Genomic DNA, 20,573 nt, shown 5'->3' on the forward strand with positions numbered 1-20,573 from the left:
TTATGCCAACGACTTTGCATTTCACCTGAAGCTAAACGACCACCGGTAACAGTGGCCTGACCTTTCTAGTTGTTACGCCTGCTGACAATCAGCGATAGCGCCAAGAACGACATCGTGCGGCACTCCGCCGCGCATTTCACTCTTCCCTATTGCAAGCGGGAGTACCAGACGCATCTCACCTGCCAATACTTTTTTATCGCGCATCATGTGGGGTAGATACGCCTGCGCAGACATCTCCTGCGGCCCAGTCACTGGCAACCCGGCACGTTCAAGCAGCGCAATAATGCGCGCTGTCTCTTCCGGTTTGAACTGACCCAGGCGCTCAGACGCACGCGCAGCCATGACCATACCGGCCGCGACCGCTTCGCCATGAAGCCAGTTGCCGTAGCCCATTTCAGCTTCGATCGCGTGACCAAACGTATGCCCCAGATTCAGTAAAGCACGTAAGCCCGTTTCGCGCTCGTCTGCTGCAACGACTTCTGCTTTCAGCTCACAACAACGACGAATACAGTACGCCAACGCTGGCCCGTCAAGGCGCAGCAGGGCATCCATATTCTCTTCCAGCCAGGTGAAGAACTCACCGTCAAGAATAATGCCGTATTTGATCACTTCTGCAAGACCAGACGCCAGCTCACGCTCAGGTAAGGTTTTCAGACAGTCGAGATCCACCACCACCGATGCCGGCTGGTAGAATGCGCCAATCATGTTTTTACCGAGCGGATGGTTGACGGCGGTTTTGCCACCAACAGAAGAGTCGACCTGTGACAGCAAGGTCGTTGGGATCTGAATAAAGCGCACGCCACGTTGATAGCTGGCGGCAGCAAAGCCTGTAAGATCGCCTACAACACCGCCGCCGAGGGCGAGCAGTGTCGTATCGCGACCGTGCGGTTTTTGCAGAAGTGCGGTAAAGACGGTATCAAGCACCGTCAGGCTTTTATACTGCTCGCCATCGGGCAGAATCACACTGTCGACCTTCACGCCCGCCTGCTCAAGCAGGTGGCGCACGCGGTCAAGATAAAGCGGAGCCAGTGTCTCATTGGTGACCAGCATCGCCTGATCACCCGCTTTCAGTGGTAAGAAGGAAGCTGGGTCGTTAAACAAACCAGCCGCGATGGTGATAGGGTAACTACGTTCCCCGAGAGTAACTGTAATCCTCTCCATGACGCGACATCCACCTTAAATGCTTTTACCCGCAGGCGAGTGTATATAAAGCCAGAATCAGTTGCTTTCCAGCATATGAATAATCTGGTTTGCAACCACTTTAGCGCTCTGATCGTCAGTACGAATGGTCACATCAGCAATCTCTTCGTACAGAGGATTGCGTTCGCCTGCCAGGGCTTCCAGAACTTCACGTGGTGGCGTTTCAACCTGCAGCAGCGGGCGCTTTTTATCGCGCTGCGTACGTGCCAGTTGTTTTTCGATAGTTGTCTCAAGATAGACCACTACACCACGGGCGGAGAGACGGTTGCGGGTTTCGCGAGATTTAACAGAGCCGCCGCCAGTTGCCAGCACAATGCCCTGTTTTTCCGTGAGTTCGTTGATCACTTTTTCTTCTCGGTCACGGAAACCTTCTTCGCCTTCTACATCGAAGACCCAGCCCACATCCGCTCCGGTTCGTTTCTCAATCTCTTGATCAGAATCGTAAAATTCCATATTGAGTTGTTGAGCTAACTGACGCCCAATAGTGCTTTTGCCGGCACCCATAGGCCCAACCAGAAAGATATTGCGTTTCTCTGCCATTTTTTCGGTACTACTAAGACTATTCGTTAATGGTAATCCCCGCTTCGCAGACACCCAGCGTAGCAGGACATGAACTGAAACCTCATATGCAATAGAGCGAGAGTCAGACTAAAAATTATCTCAATACTCCGGCTTGTTTGGCAACTGATTAAATCACCGCACCAGACGCATAAGGTAATAAGACGTAAGTCCAACTCAAATCGGTACTCCTTGTATGCTAATTCATGCCCCACGTCAAACATCTGCAACAAACTGAATGCAAAATCCTTGCGGGGATCGTTACCCATTAATGAATACCGACCAGGCGTGGCGTAATAAACACCACCAGCTCGCGCCGCTCGTTATCTTTGCCGTCGTGACGGAACAGTTGCCCAATCCAGGGGATTTTCCCCAGCCCCGGCACGCTATCACTTCCGGTTTTGTTCTTTTGCGAGAAAATACCGCCCAGCGCCAGCGTTTCTCCGCTTTTTACCTCCACCTGCGTTTCTATCTCTTGCTTATCAATTGCCAGCGTTTCGCCATCGGCCTGCTGAAGCACCTGGCCCGGCATGTTTTCGCTGATGTGAAGCTTCAGACGCACGCGCCCTCCCGGCAGCACCACCGGCGTGACCTCCATCCCTAGCACGGCCTCTTTAAATTCCACGGAGGTCGCGCCGCTCTCGCCGCTGGAGACCTGATACGGAATTTCGCTGCCCTGCTTGATGCTGGCCGGTTGCATATGGGACGCCAGCAGCCGTGGACTGGCGATAATATCCACCTGCTGTTTTTGCTCCAGAGCCGACAGTTCCAGATCCAGCAGCCTGCCGTTGATGCGCCCAATGTTAAACCCGACGTGCGTGGTCGCACTGGCGACCGACAGATCTGCCCCGAGCGTCGTGACCTGCCCCACTTTACCGGCCTCTGTAGCCTCTGCGAGATTCCATTTCACCCCCAGTTCACGCAGGCTTTTTTCGTTAATGGTGACGATATGGGCCGAAAGCTCCACTTGCTCAACGGGCAGGTCCATCTGCTCCGCCCAACGCTTTAGCACATCCACGACGCTCTGATTATCCCGCACCCACAGTCGATTTGTGCGCTTATCGACGGATAAACTGCCCTTCGGGCTCAGGAGCCTTTCGGCGTTTTTTTGCACGTCTGCGGCATCCGCCCAGGTGAACGGAATGCTGTGTGAGACGAGCGGTGCCTCAAGCAACCGCCGTGCCTGCTGCTCGCGCTGCCAGGCGGCAGTATGGACATAAAAGATGCCGCCATCTTCCTGCAGGACCAGCCCGGCACTGGTCACCACCGTCTGCAGCGCCTGTCGCCAGGGCACGCGCGTTAAATTCAACGAAAGCGAGCCCGTCACATCCGGCGATACCACCAAATTACGGTTCTCCTGCGCCACCAGCGCCTGTAGCACCTGTACGACAGGGACATCATCCACCACGAGGGTGACGGGTTTTGGCGCGGCGGCCCACAGGGGCTGGCTGAGCGCCAGCAGTAACAGCAGTATCCTTAACGTCACTTTTATGCGTTCCTTCTCGTTGCCATGTCCATTGCGTCGGTTCACACAGGTCACCGACATCCACGGTCAGCTGTTGTTGATCCATCTTGCTCACCTGCCAGCCAGGCGGTAAACGTTCATCCTTTTTCACGCGGTGCCAGCGCTGTTGTCCGTCGCGCAAAATGCCGATTTCCATGCTGCCACCCACCATTCCCTGATATCGCCACTGAGTGAGCTGCCCAACCGCGCAGCTATCCTCCGGAGGCTGGAAGGGATCGCGCATTCCAGTCAGAAACAGCAGCGAACAGAGAATCAGGTAGCGCACCTTACTGCGCATGATCGCTCTCCAGCTGCAGGCTAAGGCGTAGCGTTGCGCCTTCAGGGGCAAGGTTAAATGCGCTGATGCGCACCGCCTGCTGCGCCAGACGGGAAAACAGTGCAGGGACATCTGACCATAGCGCATCCAGCACCAGTTCCCCGCCGTTCTGCTGCGGTTTCCAGTGCACCAGCGCGGTTCTCTTGTCCTGAAAATCCAGCGGCGAGAAGGGCTGAACGGGCGGCATCTCGCGCCGGGCTGGCGCCACGGGTTGCCGTCCGGCCCCAGGCCACAACGTGGCATTCGATTGCCTGCCGCGAATGGATAACGCCTCGAGTTCTGCACACTTCAACCCGACGGGCCGGACCAGAAGCCCCCATACGGCCATGGCAATAGCCCCGGACACCACGCACCAGCAGATCACCCGCACAGAAGAGCGGATGTCTACCCAGCGTTGCAGACGTTGTTCCACGGCCTACCCCCGGCGCTTAATCTGAAAAGTGAACACCCAGCGGCCCTGGCTATCCTGCTGCAGTTCACCAACAGACCCGAAGCTAAACCCTGCCACCTGTTTCAGCGCATCCGTCATGGCCGCAAGCGCCGGGAGGGCGGAGGCATACCCGCTCACCGTAAGCACAGGCGGTTGATAACGTAACGCTGAAAGCCAGGCTTGCGCTGGCATCACGGCAGAGAGTGACTCCAGTGCCGGTTGCCATGCGACGGGACGAGATTCCACCTCAGTCGTCGCCGGGAGTGCAGAGGGGCGCTGACGTGTTTTCAGTATTTGCTGCACCGCGTTGATTCCCGCCAGTTCACTCTGTAGCCCACGCAGCTTCACGTCATGGTTCATCCGCAGGCCAAGCCCGACGGTCAGCGTCACCAGCAATGAAGCGATAAACAGCACGCCCCAGAAGCGCAGGCAGCGCATCCGGCGCTGCTGTCGCCACGGTAAAAAATTCGCCGTGCTCATTCAGGCACCTCACTCATGGCCAACGCCAGCGCGACGGTAAAATCAGCACCGCACTCGGGTAAGGGAGGCTGGCAACTGACCAGCAGTTTCAAGGGGTCACGTGTGGCATCGAACTGAACGATGTCATCAGAAGAGAGCGCAAGCAGGGCCGCCAGCTCGGTGACATCTTTCGCTTCTGTGGCGTAGCGCCGTCCCCACTGGTGGCGCATCGCCCACAACCACTGGTGCCGATCCCGCCAGGCGACGCACTGAGCAGGGGCAACGGCAGGGAGGAGATTCCCTAACGCGCCTGCATCCGGCGTGATAGCCGCTAACCGCAAGCGCAGCGTTTTTGCCAACAACAAAAGGGCATCGACTTCGTTGTTTTGCGCCGCCGTAACATGAAATGTGTTGCTGAACGTGTCCTCCACATAGTCAAAGCACAGCCCGTCTGTGGACATCTCCAGCTCACGGGACAGCGTGGAACCCACCCAGGAAACCTGCTCGCTGTCACGAAGGGCCATGGACGGGCGCGGCAGCGAGCGTTGCAACGTGCGCGCAGCGGGAAATGAGAGGAATACCCGGTGGTAATGGGGCAATGCCCGCCGCCAGTCGCGTAACGCGGCAACCAGATGTTCTGGCTTGAGAATTTTCCCGTCGCGGATAATCCCGTCTGCCAGAGAAACAGCCCACCAGCGCCGTAAACGCCACCCTGACTTCTCTTTGGTCAGCGCTACAATGAGCACCCTATCTTGTTGAATATGAATGCCCGTTTGCCAGGTTTTGAAAGCCATACTTCACGATCTCCTTATCGCCCGTCAGAGTGACGGCTATATCAATGAATCAGGCTTGCCTTTATACTACCGCGCGATTGTTTAGAAACTGCCCAAGTGAAACCAGATGGGAAATCTCCGGTGAAGTTCGTAAAGTATTTATTGATCCTTGCAGTCTGTTGCATTCTGCTGGGAGCAGGCTCGATTTATGGTTTGTACAAATATATTGAGCCGCAGCTACCTGATGTCGCCACGCTTCGTGATGTGCGGCTCCAGATCCCAATGCAGGTCTATAGCGCCGATGGCGAACTCATGGCGCAATATGGCGAAAAACGCCGTATCCCGCTGACCTTAAAACAAATTCCTCCCGTGATGGTGAACGCTTTTATCGCCACCGAGGACAGCCGTTTTTACGAGCACCACGGCGTCGATCCGGTGGGGATTTTCCGCGCCGCCAGCATAGCGTTGTTCTCCGGTCATGCCTCTCAGGGGGCCAGTACCATTACGCAGCAGCTGGCGCGTAACTTCTTCCTCAGCCCTGAAAAGACGCTGACGCGTAAGATCAAAGAGGTGTTTCTCGCGATCCGCATCGAGCAGCTGCTGAGTAAAGACGAGATCCTTGAGCTTTACCTCAACAAAATCTATCTCGGTTACCGCGCCTATGGCGTTGGCGCTGCGGCGCAGGTGTACTTCGGTAAGCCGGTAGAACAACTGACGCTGAGCGAAATGGCGACCATCGCCGGTCTGCCGAAAGCGCCATCCACGTTCAACCCGCTCTACTCCATGGACCGTGCAACTGCGCGTCGTAACGTGGTGCTGTCGCGTATGCTGAGCGAAGGCTACATCAGCCAGACCGAGTACGACCAGGCACGCAGCGATGTTATCGACGCTAACTACCATGCGCCGGAAATCGCCTTCTCCTCACCGTATCTCACCGAGATGGTTCGTCAGGAGATGGTGAGCCGTTATGGCGAGAAGGCCTATGAAGACGGCTATCGCGTATACACCACAGTGACCCGCAAAGTTCAGCAGGCGGCACAGCAGGCAGTGCGTAACAACGTGATGGATTACGACATGCGCCACGGCTACCGCGGCCCGTCGAACGTGTTGTGGAAAGTGGGCGAAAGCGCGTGGGACAGCAAGAAAATCACCGACTCGCTGAAAACACTACCAACCTATGGCCCGCTGCTGCCAGCCGTTGTCACACAGGCCGATCCGCAGGAGGCCGTCGCACTGCTGGCAGACGGCACGTCCGTCTCGCTGCGAATGGACGGGATCCGCTGGGCCCGTCCGTACCGCTCTGACACGCTGCAAGGCCCGACGCCGCGCAAAGTGACTGACGCGGTGCAGACGGGTCAGCAAATCTGGGTTCGCCAGGTGGGCGATGCGTGGTGGCTGGCACAGGTGCCAGACGTGAACTCCGCGCTCGTCTCCATTAATCCGCAAAACGGTGCGGTGATGGCGCTGGTCGGCGGGTTTGATTTCAACCAGAGCAAATTTAACCGTGCCACTCAGGCGCTGCGTCAGGTTGGCTCTAACATCAAGCCGTTCCTCTACACCGCCGCGATGGATAAAGGGCTGACGCTCGCCAGTATTCTCAATGACGTACCGATTTCCCGCTGGGATGCCGGTGCGGGTTCTGACTGGCAGCCGAAGAACTCTCCACCGCAATATGCGGGCCCAATCCGTCTTCGTCAGGGTCTGGGGCAGTCGAAAAACGTGGTGATGGTTCGCGCCATGCGCGCCATGGGCGTTGACTATGCGGCAGAGTATCTGCAGCGCTTCGGCTTCCCGGCGCAGAATATCGTCCATACCGAATCGCTGGCGCTGGGCTCCGCGTCCTTTACGCCGCTTCAGGTCGCGCGCGGTTATGCGGTAATGACGAACGGCGGGTTCCTGATCGATCCGTACTTCATCAGTAAAATTGAGAACGACCAGGGCGGCGTGCTGTTCGAGGCGAAACCAAAAATCGCCTGTGCTGAGTGCGATATTCCGGTCATTTACGGCGATACGCAGAAGTCTAACGTACTTGAAAACAAAGACATGGAAGATGTCGCTATTTCTCAGGAACAGCAGAACTCAGCGGTACCACAGCCTCAGCTGGAGCAGGCTAACCAGGCCCTGGTTGCCCAGACCGGTGCGCAGGAGTATGCCCCGCACGTGATCAACACGCCGCTGTCGTTCCTGATTAAGAGCGCGCTGAATACCAATATCTTTGGTGAACCGGGCTGGCAAGGCACCGGTTGGCGTGCCGGACGTGATTTGCAGCGCCGCGACATCGGCGGGAAAACGGGGACCACCAACAGCTCGAAAGATGCGTGGTTCTCCGGTTACGGGCCGGGTGTGGTCACTTCTGTCTGGATCGGCTTTGACGATCACCGCCGCGATTTGGGTCGTACCACCGCCTCCGGCGCGATTAAAGATCAGATCTCCGGTTACGAAGGCGGTGCGAAGAGTGCGCAACCGGCGTGGGATGCGTACATGAAATCCGTTCTGGAAGGCGTGCCGGAGCAGCCGCTAACGCCTCCGCCGGGCATTGTGACGGTCAACATTGACCGCAACACCGGTCAGCTCGCCAATGGCGGAAATAGCCGTGAAGAGTATTTCATCGAAGGCACGCAGCCAACCAGGCAGGCGGTGCATGAGGTGGGAACAGAAATTATCGATAACGGCGAAACGCACGAGTTGTTTTAAGCATAAAAATGCCCGGTAAAAACCGGGCAAAGAATTGTAGGCCGGGTAAGGCGAAGCTGCCACCCGGCTTTTTTATGGCCTACAGCCGCCCCTGCCCTTTCAACCACTCGCGTACCAGGAACAGGGCGCTCACGTTACGCGCTTCGTTAAAGTCCGGATCTTCCAGTAAATCCATCAGATGCGCCAGCGGCCAGCGAACCTGCGGCAGCGGCTCCGGCTCGTCTCCTTCCAGCGATTCTGGATAGAGATCTTCCGCCACCACGATATTCATTTTGCTGGAAAAATAGGACGGTGCCATGCTCAGTTTTTTCAGGAACGACAGCTCATTCGCGCCAAAACCGACCTCTTCTTTCAGTTCACGATTGGCGGCTTCGAAAACGGTCTCGCCAGGATCGATCAGTCCCTTAGAAAATCCCAGTTCGTAAGATTCAGTTCCTACCGCGTATTCACGGATCAAGATCAGGTGATCGTCAACGATGGGGACAATCATCACTGCTTCACGCGAAGAGGGGCGCATACGTTCGTAAACGCGACGCACACCGTTGCTGAACTCCAGGTCCACACTTTCCACATTAAACAGGCGCGATTTAGCGACGGTTTCAACGCTCAGAATGGTGGGTTTTTGTAGTGGTTTGCTCATCTTGACGGGTCTTTGCTGTGTGAACTGGCGTTATTGTGCGATATGCCGCACGGTTTGGGCAATGTCAATTGTACTTTATTTACATTTATGCAACGTAACTGGAATCAATCCTTAATTCAAAACAAATGTCAAGAGGTTGAAATGTTTCCAGGAATTTGCTGATATCGCGCCATCACAGGCTTTGCTATTATCTTCGGTCACTGGGATGCGCTTCAGAATGCTCAAGTTCGACTCCATACTTGCCGATAGCCAACCACAGACTCTCATTCATGTTAAAGGTGCTACTGACTACACCTGTAAGATAAGTAAGATGGGGAAAGCATGAGCACCATTTTGATTGTTCTCACTGCTATGCTGGCCGCCGCGCTGGTTGCAGGGTGGGCGTACAGGCGTCGCGTACAGCGTCGATATCGACTGCCCTTTTTAAACGCTTTTGCGGGTGCGACGACACGTAAGCTCGCGCCTGAAGAACGCAGCGCCATTGAACACTACCTCGATAACCTGAACCGCGCTCAGCAGTCTCCTGGGCCAACGGGTGCCAGTACTGCGCCGGTCTCCCTCAATCTTAACGCACAAAGCGACACCGTGCTCTGCGTGACGCGCTCGATCACCCGTTACGGCATTACGACTGACGACCCTAACAAATGGCGTTATTACCTGGATTCTGTCGAGGTCCATCTGCCGCCATTCTGGGAACAGTACATTAATGATGAAAACAGCGTAGAGCTGATTCATACCGACTCCCTGCCGCTGGTTATCTCGCTAAACGGCCATCACCTCAATGAGTACGTGCATGAAGCGCCGCGCTTCGCGCTGGAGCGGGCAAGTTCAACGCAGGCCAGCATTCGCGGTGAAGAGACAGAGCAGATTGAACTGCTGAACATTCGTCAGGAGACGCATGAAGAGTACGCCTTAAGCCGTCCGGATGGTATTCGTGAAGCGGTGCTGATTGTTGCGGCATTTCTGCTCTTTTTCTTCTGCCTGCTCACGCCAGATGTTTTCGTTCCCTGGCTTGCGGGCGGCGCAGTTCTGCTCCTGGCGGCCGGATTGTGGGGTCTGTTTGCCCCTCCGACGAAAACGTCGCTGCGTGAAATTCACTGCCTGCGTGGAACGCCAAAGCGCTGGGGTCTCTTCGGCGAGAACGATCAGGAGCATCTCAATAATATCTCGCTCGGTATTATCGACCTTATTTATCCGCGCCACTGGCAGCCGTGGATCGCCCAGGATTTAGGGCATAAAACCGATATCGATATCTACCTCGACCGCCACGTGGTGCGTCAGGGGCGTTATCTGTCTCTGCACGATGAAGTGAAAAACTTCCCGCTTCAGCACTGGCTTCGCAGCACGGTCATTGCTGGTGGCGCAGCGCTGGTCTTTTTGATGCTGCTACTTTTCGTGCCGCTGGATATGCCCATTAAGTTCACCCTGTCATGGATTAAAGGGGCGCAGACGGTGGAAGCCACCAGCGTGAAGCAGCTGGAAGACGCCGGCATACGCGTGGGTGATACGCTGCGTCTGCAAGGGACCGGAATGTGTAACATCCATGCGCCTGGCGCATGGAACACACGTCAGAATTCGCCGTTTATGCCGTTTGATTGTTCGCAAATTATCTGGAACGATGCGCCTCCGCTGCCGCTGCCTGAATCCGATGTCGTGAATAAAGCCACGGCGCTCACCGAGACGGTCAGCCGCCAGCTGCATCCGAAACCGGATGACGATTCCCGCGTTAGCCCTGCCCTGCGTTCGGCTATTCAGAAATCTGGCATGGTACTGCTGGATGACTTTGGTGAAATCGTCCTGAAAACAGAGGATCTCTGTTCTGCTCAGGACGAGTGCGTGCGGCTTAAAAATGCACTGGTGAATCTCGGGAACAGCAAGGACTGGGATGCACTGGTGAAACGCGCGGAAGCAGGACGCCTGGACGGCGTCAACGTGCTGCTGCGTCCGGTCAGCGCTGAATCTCTGGATAACCTGGTCGCCACCTCCACCGCGCCATTTGTGATGCGCGAAACCACCCGAGCAGCCCAGGCGTTAAACAGCCCGGCTCCGGGCGGCTTTGTGATTGTCAGCGATGAGGGGAGCGATCTGGTTGATCAGCCTTATCCGCAAGTTGCGTTATATGACTACCCGGCTCAGGAGCAGTGGGGAGAGTTCCAGCGCCTTGCTCAAATGCTGATGCAAACGCCGTTCAGCGCGGAAGGGATCGTCACACGTATCTTCACAGACGCCAATGGCACGCGCCATGTCGACCTGCACCGAATGCCGGATAGCGCAGGATTGTGGCGTTATATCGGCACATCCCTGCTGATGATGGCGATGCTGGCATGCATATTCTGGAACGGCTTTATGGCCTTGCGCCGCTATCAGCGTTCGCGCACCCGGCTTGCTGAGATTCAGCAGTATTACGAAAATTGCCTCAATCCTAAACTCATCTCATCCTCTGAGAGCCTGATCGGATAACGTCACTGCGCGGCAAGTTGTGCTACCCTGTCGCGCACGTTTCTTCTGGCTGGAGTTCCCCTAAATGCATCTTGATATTGCCTGGCAGGAGGTCGATACCGTCCTGCTGGATATGGACGGCACGCTGCTTGATCTCGCCTTTGATAACTTTTTCTGGCAACAACTGGTGCCCGAAACATACGGTAAACAGCAGGGTATCTCTCCGGCAGAAGCGCAGGAATTCATTCGTTCGCAATATAGCGCCGTGCAGCATACGCTAAACTGGTACTGTCTGGACTACTGGAGCGAGCGCCTCGGTTTGGATATTTGTGCCATGACCACCGCCCAAGGGCCACGCGCGGTACTGCGCGACGATACGGTGCCGTTCCTGGATGCCCTGCAAGCCAGCGGTAAGCGCCGCATTTTGCTGACTAACGCGCATCCTCATAATCTGGCCGTGAAGCTGGAACATACGGGGCTGGCGTCACACCTTGATTTATTACTTTCCACCCACACATTTGGTTATCCGAAAGAGGATCAGCGGTTGTGGCATGCGGTGGCGGGAGAGACCGGTTTGCAGCCGGAACGTACGCTGTTTATTGACGACAGCGAGCCGATTCTGGATGCCGCCGCGACGTTTGGCATTCGCTATTGTCTGGGCGTGACCAATCCTGATTCCGGACTGGCTGAAAAAAGCTACCTGCGGCATCCGGGGCTGAACGACTATCGCCGGATGATCCCCTCACTCACCGTGAAGGAGACGCCATGAAAGAAAAACCCTCTGATGGGGTAAGACTGGATAAATGGCTATGGGCGGCCCGGTTTTATAAAACGCGCGCCCTTGCCCGCGAAATGGTTGATGGTGGCAAAGTGCATTACAACGGTCAGCGCAGCAAGCCGAGCAAGATGGTTGAGCTGAATGCCACCTTAACGCTGCGCCAGGGTAATGATGAAAAAACGGTAGTGATTAAAGCCATTACCGAACAGCGACGTCCCGCAACCGAAGCCACACAGCTTTATGAAGAGACAGCTGAAAGCATTGAAAAGCGTGAGAAAACCGCGCTGGCGCGCAAAATGAACGCGCTGACGATGCCTCACCCGGACCGGCGACCGGATAAAAAAGAGCGCCGCGATCTGATGAAATTTAAACACGGTGAGACCGAGTAACCCTCACCTGCACGAGAGATGAAAATGGCCCAACACGACCAATTACACCGCTATCTGTTTGAACAATTCGCCGTGCGCGGCGAGCTGGTCACCGTATCCGAAACCTGGAAACAGATTCTGGAAAACCACAACTACCCGCTGCCGGTGAAAACCCTGTTGGGCGAACTGCTGGTTGCCACCAGCCTGCTGACCGCCACGCTAAAATTCGCTGGCGATATCACCGTGCAGCTGCAGGGTGACGGCCCGATGACGCTGGCAGTGATCAACGGCAACAACCAGCAGCAGATGCGCGGCGTTGCGCGCGTTCAGGGCGAAGTCCCTGAAAATGCGGATCTGAAAACGCTGGTTGGCAATGGCTATCTGGTGATCACCATCTCCCCGGAGGAAGGCGAGCGCTATCAGGGCGTGGTCGGGCTGGAAGGCGATACCCTGGCAGCCTGCCTGGAAGACTACTTCATGCGGTCTGAACAGCTGCCAACCCGTCTGTTCATCCGCACCGGTGAAGTTGACGGTCAGCCTGCTGCTGGCGGTATGCTGCTGCAGGTTCTGCCTGCGCAGGATGCGCAGACCAATGATTTTGAGCACCTGGCGACGCTGACCGAAACCGTCAAAGCAGAAGAGCTCTTCAACCTGTCGGCGACCGACGTGCTGTGGCGTCTGTACCACGAAGAAGAAGTGACGGTATACGACCCGCAGGCGGTGGAGTTTAAGTGCACCTGCTCCCGCGAGCGCTGCGCGGGCGCCCTGAAAACGCTGCCTGACGAAGAGATCGACAGCATCATGGCGGAAGACGGTGAAATCGACATGCACTGTGACTACTGCGGTACGCACTACGTGTTCAATTCGATGGATATCGCCGAGATCCGCAATAACGCCTCCCCGGCGGATCCGCAGGTTCACTAAACCTCTTTCCCCTCACCCTAACCCTCTCCCCAAAGGGGAGAGGGAACTTGCCCCAAGCTGAATCGTTTTCCCTATGTAACACTTACGTAATTTTCTTACGTGTATGCGATTACATTCACATTCCTTCGGTTAAATTCACCAGCCCTTAACCTTTTAGGAACATTTTCCACAACCAAAAAGCGATTCCTGCGATAATCCGCCTGCGCTGTGACTGGAGTCGCAGCGTTTTCCGTTAGTAAGGGTTTTGTCCAGATACGTAAATCTATGAGCCCCGTCGCGGTTAACAACCTCAGAAAAACCCTACAATTTCAGGCAGTACATATTGGCTAAGGAGCAGTGATATGCGTGTTACTGGTTTAACCCCGCAAGATCTCATGGCTTATGGTATTCACGACGTCCAGGAAATCGTCTACAACCCCGATTACGATACGCTGTATCAGGAAGAGCTCAATCCAGCACTGGAAGGATACGAGCGAGGTGTGTTGACAAACCTTGGTGCTATCGCCGTCGATACCGGTATTTTTACCGGTCGTTCGCCGAAAGATAAGTATATCGTCCGAGACGAAACCACCCGCGATACGCTGTGGTGGGCTGATAAGGGCAAAGGGAAGAACGACAACAAACCGCTCTCCCCGGAGACCTGGCAGCATCTGAAAGGGCTCGTCACTCACCAACTCTCCGGCAAGCGTCTGTTCATTGTCGACGCTTTCTGCGGCGCTAACGCCGACACCCGCCTTTCCGTGCGTTTCATTACCGAAGTGGCCTGGCAGGCGCATTTCGTTAAGAATATGTTTATTCGTCCGACCGACGAAGAGCTGCAGGACTTCACCCCAGACTTCATCGTGATGAACGGTGCGAAATGCACGAATCCACAGTGGAAAGAGCAGGGTCTGAACTCCGAAAACTTTGTTGCCTTCAACCTGACCGAGCGTATCCAGCTGATTGGCGGTACCTGGTACGGCGGCGAGATGAAGAAAGGGATGTTCTCTGTCATGAACTACCTGCTGCCGCTGCGCGGTATCGCCTCCATGCACTGCTCGGCGAACGTCGGCGAGAAAGGCGACGTGGCGGTATTCTTCGGCCTGTCCGGCACCGGGAAAACAACCCTCTCTACCGACCCGAAACGCCGCCTGATTGGCGATGACGAACACGGCTGGGACGACGACGGGGTGTTTAACTTCGAAGGCGGCTGCTACGCGAAGACCATTCGCCTGTCTGAAGAGGCCGAACCGGATATCTTCCACGCGATCCGCCGCGACGCGCTGCTCGAAAACGTCACCGTGCGTGCCGACGGCTCCATCGACTTCGACGATGCGTCGAAAACCGAAAACACCCGTGTGTCGTATCCGATTTACCACATCGACAATATCGTAAAGCCGGTGTCAAAAGCGGGTCATGCTACGAAGGTGATTTTCCTGACGGCGGATGCGTTCGGCGTGCTGCCACCGGTTTCCCGCCTGACCGCCAGCCAGACGCAGTACCACTTCCTCTCGGGCTTTACCGCCAAGCTGGCAGGTACCGAGCGCGGTGTGACGGAGCCAACCCCAACCTTCTCCGCCTGCTTCGGCGCGGCCTTCCTGTCGCTGCATCCGACGCAGTACGCTGAAGTGCTGGTAAAACGCATGCAGGCATCCGGCGCGCAGGCTTACCTGGTGAACACCGGCTGGAACGGCACCGGCAAGCGTATCTCCATCAAGGATACTCGCGCGATTATCGACGCCATTCTGGATGGTTCTCTGGACGACGCTGAAACCTTCACGCTGCCAATGTTTGACCTGGCGATCCCAACGTCTCTGCCGGGTGTGGATACGCATATCCTCGACCCGCGCAATACGTACGGTTCACCGGAGCAGTGGCGTGAGAAGGCGGAATCGCTGGCGAAGCTGTTTATTGAGAACTTCGAGAAGTATACCGACACCCCGGCAGGCGAAGCGCTGGTGAGCGCGGGTCCGAAGCTGTAATGCCTTCCCCCTCTCCCCGTGGGAGAGGGGGAAGGCATCAGGCCGCAGAGGTCTTATGTTGTCGGGTGGCGGCTTCGCCTTACCCGACCTACAAAAAAGGGTGGCGAGTGCCACCCTTTTTTTAACCCTCTTTCACCTGCCCCCGCGTCACCGGTACCGGCAGCCAGGCGCGAATGCTCAGCCCACCCCGTTCGCTGGTGCCAATCTCCAGCAATCCGTTATGGTTATCGATAATACGCTGCACAATCGCCAGGCCTAAACCGGTTCCGCTGGTGCTGCGCGCGCTGTCGCCACGTACAAACGGCTGGAACAGATGCTTACGCTGCTCAGGCTTAATGCCAGGGCCATCGTCTTCCACCTGGAACCAGGCGCGGTTGAGTTCAGACCCGCTGCTGACTTTAATCCAGCCATTGCCGTAGCGCGCCGCGTTGACCACCATGTTCGCCACTGCACGTTTGATGGAGAGCGGGTGCATGCGTACCTGGATCTCCCCCGCCTGCAGGTCGGTATCAATCTCACGCTCGTAGCCGCTTTCCGCCGCCACCACCTCGCCCAGCACCGCGTTCAGGTCAGCCATTTCCATCGGCATCTCCTGCCCGGTGCGCAGGTAATCGATGAACTGCTCAATGATGGCGTTACACTCTTCGATATCCTTGTTGATGGACTCGGCAAGGTAGCCGTCCTCTTCCCCCATCATCTCCGTCGCCAGGCGAATACGCGTCAGCGGCGTGCGCAGATCATGGCTGACCCCCGCCATCAGCAGCGTACGGTCATCCGCCAGCTGCTTCACGCCTGCCGCCATATGGTTAAACGCGCGCGTCACCGAACGGACTTCTGAGGCGCCATACTCGCGCAGCGGTGGAGGAATAATCCCTTTACCGACCTGCAGCGCCGCGTGCTCCAGGTCGACCAGCGGTCGGTTCTGTATACGGATAAACAGCCACGCGCCACCTATCGCCAGCAGCATGATGGCCAGGGTGTAGCGGAACAGCGGCGAGAAGTCGCCCTGATGGATTTCGGTCAGCGGGACGCGCACCCAGATGTTGGGTGAGAGCCAGGTTTTCAGCCAGACGACCGGCGAGCTTTTGTTGACCTCAACGCGCACTTCCGTTGGGCCGCCCAGCTGCTGCGCCATCTGCTGGCTAAGGAATTCGTAGTGCTGCGCCCAGCGCAGGCCAGCGTCTTCTGCCGCTTCGTTGGAGTAGAGCGAAATGCCCAGCTCACGGTAGATTTCACGGCGAAACGCCGGGGGAACAACCAGCTGCGTGCCGTCCTCCAGCTGCAGCTTATCGGTCATCAGCATACGGACTTCGTAGGCAAGGACCTTATTAAACTGCTGGAGGCTCGGCAGGATCGCAAAGTTCAGCACCACCAGATAGGTCGTCACCAGGCTGACGAATAGCAGGGTGACGATCAATAACAGGGTGCGGGCAAACGAGCTTCGCGGCGAGAAGCGCATTCGCCTCATGCTTTAGAGCCGTCCGGGACAAACACGTAGCCCAGACCCCACACGGTCTGAATATAACGAGGATGCGCCGGATCTTCTTCCACCATGCGGCGCAGGCGGGAGATCTGCACGTCGATGGAGCGTTCCATTGCGGAGTATTCGCGACCGCGCGCCAGGTTCATCAGCTTGTCACGGGAGAGCGGCTCACGCGGGTGGCTGACCAGCGCTTTCAGTACCGCAAACTCGCCGCTGGTGAGCGGCATTGGCTCGTCTTCACGGAACATCTCACGGGTGCCGAGGTTCAGCTTGAACTTACCGAAGGCAATCACCGCTTCTTCCTGGGAAGGCGCGCCCGGCAGTTCGTTCGCCTGACGGCGCAGCACAGCGCGAATACGCGCCAGCAGCTCGCGCGGGTTAAACGGTTTTGGAATGTAGTCGTCTGCGCCAATTTCGAGGCCCACGATACGGTCAACCTCTTCGCCCTTCGCCGTCACCATGATAATCGGCATCGGGTTGCTCTGGCTGCGCAGACGGCGGCAGATGGAAAGCCCGTCTTCGCCCGGTAGCATCAGGTCAAGGACCATCAGGTGGAAAGATTCACGGGTCAGCAGACGGTCCATCTGCTCAGCGTTCGCGACGCTACGAACCTGGAAGCCCTGCTCGGTCAGATAACGCTCAAGCAGCGCGCGCAGGCGCATGTCGTCATCCACGACCAGAATTTTGTAGTTTTCTTGCATTGTGTGTACTCCCAAAGGTTCGGATAGTCTTTGTAACAGCGTATTCTAAAAAAGTGCACGTATTCGACCAGCTAATTCTGGTATAAATTCTAGTCGAAATTGTTACAAAGCATATTTAACAGCAGCTTATCTGCTCATTTCATCACATAAATCATTATTAATCCTGTCTGTTACACTGTGTGGTACGTATTGTGCGCAAGACAGTAAACCGGCAGCAAAGGCTTCACCATGAAAACGCCCCTGATCACCCGCGAAGGGTACGAGAAACTCAAAAAAGAGATGGATTACCTGTGGCGCGAAGAGCGTCCCGAGGTGACCAAAAAAGTTACCTGGGCGGCAAGCCTGGGCGATCGCAGCGAAAATGCGGATTACCAGTACAACAAAAAGCGACTGCGTGAGATCGACCGTCGGGTTCGCTACCTGACGAAGTGCCTTGAGAACCTGAAAATTGTCGATTACTCCCCGCAGCAGGAGGGCAAAGTGTTCTTCGGCGCGTGGGTTGAAATTGAAAACGACGACGGCAACACCCTGCGGTTTCGCATCGTGGGCTACGATGAAATTTTTGGTCGTAAGGATTACATCTCCATCGACTCACCCATGGCGCGCGCGCTGCTGAAAAAGGAAGTGGGCGATCTGGCCGTCGTTCAGACCCCTTCCGGCGAAGCCAGCTGGTACGTGAACGAAATCGAGTACGTTAAATAGTCCGAGAGCGCCCTCCACGGCTGGCATTTTGCCGTGTCAGCCCGTATAACTATCCCCTGATTTTTTCGACTCAACAGATGATAAAGCCATGATGAAAGATTCGCTCTGCCGCATTATTGCGGGTGATATTCAGGCCAGAGCCGAACAGGTAGAAGCTGCCGTTCGCCTGCTTGATGAAGGGAACACCGTGCCGTTTATTGCACGCTATCGTAAGGAAGTCACCGGTGGTCTGGATGACACGCAGCTGCGTAACCTGGAAACGCGTCTGGGTTATTTGCGCGAGCTGGAAGAACGTCGGCAGGCAATCCTCAAATCCATTGGCGAACAGGGCAAGCTGACCAGCGAGCTGGAAAACGCCATCAATGGCACCCTGAGCAAAACCGAACTCGAAGATCTCTATCTGCCGTATAAACCGAAGCGCCGCACGCGTGGGCAGATTGCGATTGAAGCGGGTCTTGAGCCGCTGGCCGACCTGCTGTGGAACGAGCCGTCCCACGATCCCGATACCGAAGCGGCGAAATTTATCGACGCTGACAAAGGCGTAGCGGACACCAAAGCCGCCCTCGACGGCGCGCGCTACATTCTGATGGAGCGTTTCTCTGAAGACGCCGCCCTGCTCGCTAAAGTGCGTGATTACCTGTGGAAGAATGCCCACATCGTCTCTACCGTCGTCACGGGTAAAGAGGAAGAAGGCGCGAAATTCCGCGACTACTTCGATCACCACGAACCGATCTCTACCGCCCCTTCACACCGCGCGCTGGCGATGTTCCGCGGCCGCAACGAAGGCGTGCTCCAGCTCTCCCTGAATGCAGACCCGCAGTTTGACGAGCCGCCGAAAGAGAGCCACTGCGAGCAGATCATTATCGACCATCTCGGCCTGCGCCTGAACAACGCCCCGGCGGACAGCTGGCGTAAAGGCGTGGTGAGCTGGACCTGGCGCATTAAGGTGCTGATGCACCTCGAAACCGAGCTGATGGGCACCGTGCGCGAGCGCGCCGAAGACGAAGCCATTAACGTTTTCGCCCGCAACCTGCACGACCTGCTGATGGCCGCCCCTGCTGGCCTGCGCGCGACCATGGGTCTCGATCCGGGCCTGCGTACCGGCGTGAAGGTTGCCGTCGTTGACGGCACCGGCAAGCTTGTCGCCACCGACACCATTTACCCGCACACCGGTCAGGCAGCGAAAGCGGCCGTCGTGGTGGCGGCGCTGTGCGAGAAGTACAACGTGGAGCTGGTCGCCATCGGCAACGGTACGGCCTCACGTGAAACCGAGCGTTTCTACCTCGACGTGCAGAAACAGTTCCCGAAAGTGACGGCGCAGAAAGTGATCGTCAGCGAAGCGGGCGCATCCGTCTATTCCGCGTCTGAACTGGCAGCGCTGGAGTTCCCGGACCTGGACGTTTCCCTGCGCGGCGCGGTCTCTATCGCACGCCGTTTACAGGATCCGCTGGCCGAACTGGTGAAGATCGACCCGAAATCCATCGGCGTGGGCCAGTATCAGCACGACGTGAGCCAGACGCAGCTGGCGCGCAAGCTGGATGCGGTGGTGGAAGACTGCGTAAACGCCGTCGGCGTTGACCTGAACACCGCCTCCGTTCCCCTGCTGACCCGCGTGGCGGGCTTAACCCGCATGATGGCGCAGAACATCGTCGCCTGGCGTGATGAGAACGGTCAGTTCCAGAACCGTCAGCAGCTGCTGAAGGTGAGCCGTCTGGGGCCCAAAGCCTTTGAGCAGTGCGCGGGCTTCCTGCGTATCAACCACGGCGATAACCCGCTCGATGCCTCTACCGTGCACCCGGAAGCCTACCCTGTAGTGGAGCGCATTCTGGCCGCGACCCAGCAGGCGCTGAAAGACCTGATGGGCGACAGCAGCGCGCTGCGTAACCTGAAAGCATCGGATTTCACCGACGAGCAGTTTGGCGTGCCGACGGTTAGCGACATCATCAAAGAGCTGGAAAAACCGGGCCGCGATCCGCGCCCTGAGTTTAAAACCGCGACCTTTGCCGACGGCGTGGAGACCATGAACGACCTGCTGCCCGGCATGGTGCTGGAAGGTGCGGTCACCAATGTCACCAACTTTGGCGCGTTTGTGGATATCGGCGTGCATCAGGACGGTCTGGTCCATATCTCTTCCCTCGCCGACAAGTTCGTTGAAGACCCGCATACCGTGGTCAAAGCGGGCGACATCGTGAAGGTGAAAGTGCTGGAAGTGGATCTGCAGCGCAAGCGTATCGCCCTGACCATGCGTCTGGACGAGCAGCCGGGCGAAACCAACGCGCGCCGCGGCGGCAACGGCGGCGGTCGCGAACAGCAGCGTCCGGCAGCGAAGGCCGCGAAACCGCGCGGGCGTGACGCGCAGCCTGCGGGCAACAGCGCGATGATGGATGCGCTGGCAGCGGCAATGGGTAAGAAACGCTAAGCTTGTCAATGCCCGGTGGCGCTACGCTTACCGGGCCTACGGTTTTGTAGGCCGGGCAAACGCAGTGCCGCCCGGCAAGCAGACCGCAGGTAATTAAAATAAATATGGCGACTCCATATTTAAACCACTATTTATCACTCCATTAACAAATAAGCTTTTTATTCCTTCCCGGGTAATTCTGCAAATATTGAGCAAGGTCAATC

The 20,573-nt window shown here is 56.8% G+C and carries 18 protein-coding genes; 8 read left to right on the top strand and 10 right to left on the bottom strand.

The window, feature by feature from the left end; translation table 11 throughout:
- Positions 1-72 precede the first annotated feature (72 nt).
- The 7 genes from aroB to ACTJJA_RS21335 all read right to left on the bottom strand — a co-directional run bounded on the left by aroB (position 73) and on the right by ACTJJA_RS21335 (position 5,282).
- A complete protein-coding gene (gene aroB / locus ACTJJA_RS21305) occupies positions 73-1,161 on the bottom strand; it encodes a 3-dehydroquinate synthase (RefSeq protein WP_042715390.1) in 1,089 nt (362 codons plus the stop codon).
- Positions 1,162-1,218: 57 nt separating this feature from the next.
- A complete protein-coding gene (aroK, locus tag ACTJJA_RS21310; RefSeq protein ID WP_010436374.1) occupies positions 1,219-1,740 on the bottom strand; it encodes a shikimate kinase AroK in 522 nt (173 codons plus the stop codon).
- A 286-nt stretch (positions 1,741-2,026) separates the two neighbouring features.
- Positions 2,027-3,244: a DNA uptake porin HofQ gene (gene hofQ / locus ACTJJA_RS21315; protein WP_440669156.1), complete on the bottom strand. Its 1,218-nt coding sequence runs from the start codon at positions 3,242-3,244 to the stop codon at positions 2,027-2,029.
- The gene (locus tag ACTJJA_RS21320) at positions 3,156-3,560 is read right to left on the bottom strand and encodes a HofP DNA utilization family protein (protein ID WP_440669157.1); all 405 of its coding nucleotides are present in this window, start codon (positions 3,558-3,560) and stop codon (positions 3,156-3,158) included. The genes hofQ and ACTJJA_RS21320 overlap by 89 nt, the downstream gene beginning before the upstream one ends.
- Positions 3,550-4,011 (bottom strand): HofO family protein, encoded by a 462-nt coding sequence (locus ACTJJA_RS21325; protein ID WP_440669158.1) that lies wholly within the window; start codon positions 4,009-4,011, stop codon positions 3,550-3,552. The genes ACTJJA_RS21320 and ACTJJA_RS21325 overlap by 11 nt, the downstream gene beginning before the upstream one ends.
- Before the next feature lie 3 nt (positions 4,012-4,014).
- Complete coding sequence (locus ACTJJA_RS21330) at positions 4,015-4,509, bottom strand: PilN domain-containing protein (protein WP_440669159.1); 495 nt, start codon at positions 4,507-4,509, stop codon at positions 4,015-4,017.
- Complete coding sequence (locus tag ACTJJA_RS21335) at positions 4,506-5,282, bottom strand: DNA utilization protein HofM (protein WP_440669160.1); 777 nt, start codon at positions 5,280-5,282, stop codon at positions 4,506-4,508. The genes ACTJJA_RS21330 and ACTJJA_RS21335 overlap by 4 nt, the downstream gene beginning before the upstream one ends.
- Positions 5,283-5,402: 120 nt before the next feature.
- Between ACTJJA_RS21335 and mrcA the strand changes: the two genes are divergently transcribed.
- The gene (gene mrcA, locus ACTJJA_RS21340; RefSeq protein ID WP_120159449.1) at positions 5,403-7,955 is read left to right on the top strand and encodes a peptidoglycan glycosyltransferase/peptidoglycan DD-transpeptidase MrcA; all 2,553 of its coding nucleotides are present in this window, start codon (positions 5,403-5,405) and stop codon (positions 7,953-7,955) included.
- 79 nt (positions 7,956-8,034) lie between these two features.
- Here mrcA and nudE read toward each other — a convergent pair whose 3' ends face one another.
- Complete coding sequence (gene nudE / locus ACTJJA_RS21345) at positions 8,035-8,595, bottom strand: ADP compounds hydrolase NudE (RefSeq protein WP_010436390.1); 561 nt, start codon at positions 8,593-8,595, stop codon at positions 8,035-8,037.
- A 321-nt stretch (positions 8,596-8,916) separates the two neighbouring features.
- Here nudE and ACTJJA_RS21350 point away from each other — a divergent pair, with 321 nt between their 5' ends.
- The 5 genes from ACTJJA_RS21350 to pckA all read left to right on the top strand — a co-directional run bounded on the left by ACTJJA_RS21350 (position 8,917) and on the right by pckA (position 15,065).
- Positions 8,917-11,055, top strand: coding sequence for an intracellular growth attenuator family protein (locus ACTJJA_RS21350; protein ID WP_089598562.1), 2,139 nt, complete (start codon positions 8,917-8,919; stop codon positions 11,053-11,055).
- 64 nt (positions 11,056-11,119) lie between these two features.
- The gene (gene yrfG, locus ACTJJA_RS21355; protein ID WP_440669161.1) at positions 11,120-11,803 is read left to right on the top strand and encodes a GMP/IMP nucleotidase; all 684 of its coding nucleotides are present in this window, start codon (positions 11,120-11,122) and stop codon (positions 11,801-11,803) included.
- Entirely contained in the window at positions 11,800-12,201 is a 402-nt protein-coding gene (hslR, locus tag ACTJJA_RS21360; protein ID WP_042718914.1) for a ribosome-associated heat shock protein Hsp15, read from the top strand. The genes yrfG and hslR overlap by 4 nt, the downstream gene beginning before the upstream one ends.
- Before the next feature lie 24 nt (positions 12,202-12,225).
- Entirely contained in the window at positions 12,226-13,104 is an 879-nt protein-coding gene (gene hslO / locus ACTJJA_RS21365) for an Hsp33 family molecular chaperone HslO (RefSeq protein WP_010436401.1), read from the top strand.
- 341 nt (positions 13,105-13,445) lie between these two features.
- On the top strand, positions 13,446-15,065 hold the full coding sequence (pckA, locus tag ACTJJA_RS21370) for a phosphoenolpyruvate carboxykinase (ATP) (protein ID WP_420984708.1): 1,620 nt from the start codon (positions 13,446-13,448) through the stop codon (positions 15,063-15,065).
- A gap of 121 nt (positions 15,066-15,186) precedes the next feature.
- Here pckA and envZ read toward each other — a convergent pair whose 3' ends face one another.
- Together envZ and ompR are read right to left on the bottom strand one after the other, a co-directional pair.
- On the bottom strand, positions 15,187-16,533 hold the full coding sequence (envZ, locus tag ACTJJA_RS21375) for a two-component system sensor histidine kinase EnvZ (RefSeq protein WP_010436407.1): 1,347 nt from the start codon (positions 16,531-16,533) through the stop codon (positions 15,187-15,189).
- Positions 16,530-17,249 carry an osmolarity response regulator transcription factor OmpR gene (gene ompR, locus ACTJJA_RS21380; RefSeq protein ID WP_001157751.1) on the bottom strand — a complete coding sequence of 240 codons (720 nt, stop codon included), beginning with the start codon at positions 17,247-17,249 and terminating at the stop codon, positions 16,530-16,532. Before ompR ends, envZ begins: the two co-directional genes overlap by 4 nt.
- A 228-nt stretch (positions 17,250-17,477) precedes the next feature.
- On the opposite strand from ompR, the gene greB reads away from it, so the two are divergent.
- Complete coding sequence (gene greB, locus ACTJJA_RS21385) at positions 17,478-17,951, top strand: transcription elongation factor GreB (protein WP_010436410.1); 474 nt, start codon at positions 17,478-17,480, stop codon at positions 17,949-17,951.
- Positions 17,952-18,039: 88 nt separating this feature from the next.
- The gene (locus ACTJJA_RS21390; protein ID WP_341494497.1) at positions 18,040-20,370 is read left to right on the top strand and encodes a Tex family protein; all 2,331 of its coding nucleotides are present in this window, start codon (positions 18,040-18,042) and stop codon (positions 20,368-20,370) included.
- Positions 20,371-20,573: the final 203 nt, after the last annotated feature.

It is taken from the genome of Enterobacter sp. 22452, assembly GCF_052045065.1.
GTDB lineage: Bacteria > Pseudomonadota > Gammaproteobacteria > Enterobacterales > Enterobacteriaceae > Enterobacter > Enterobacter mori.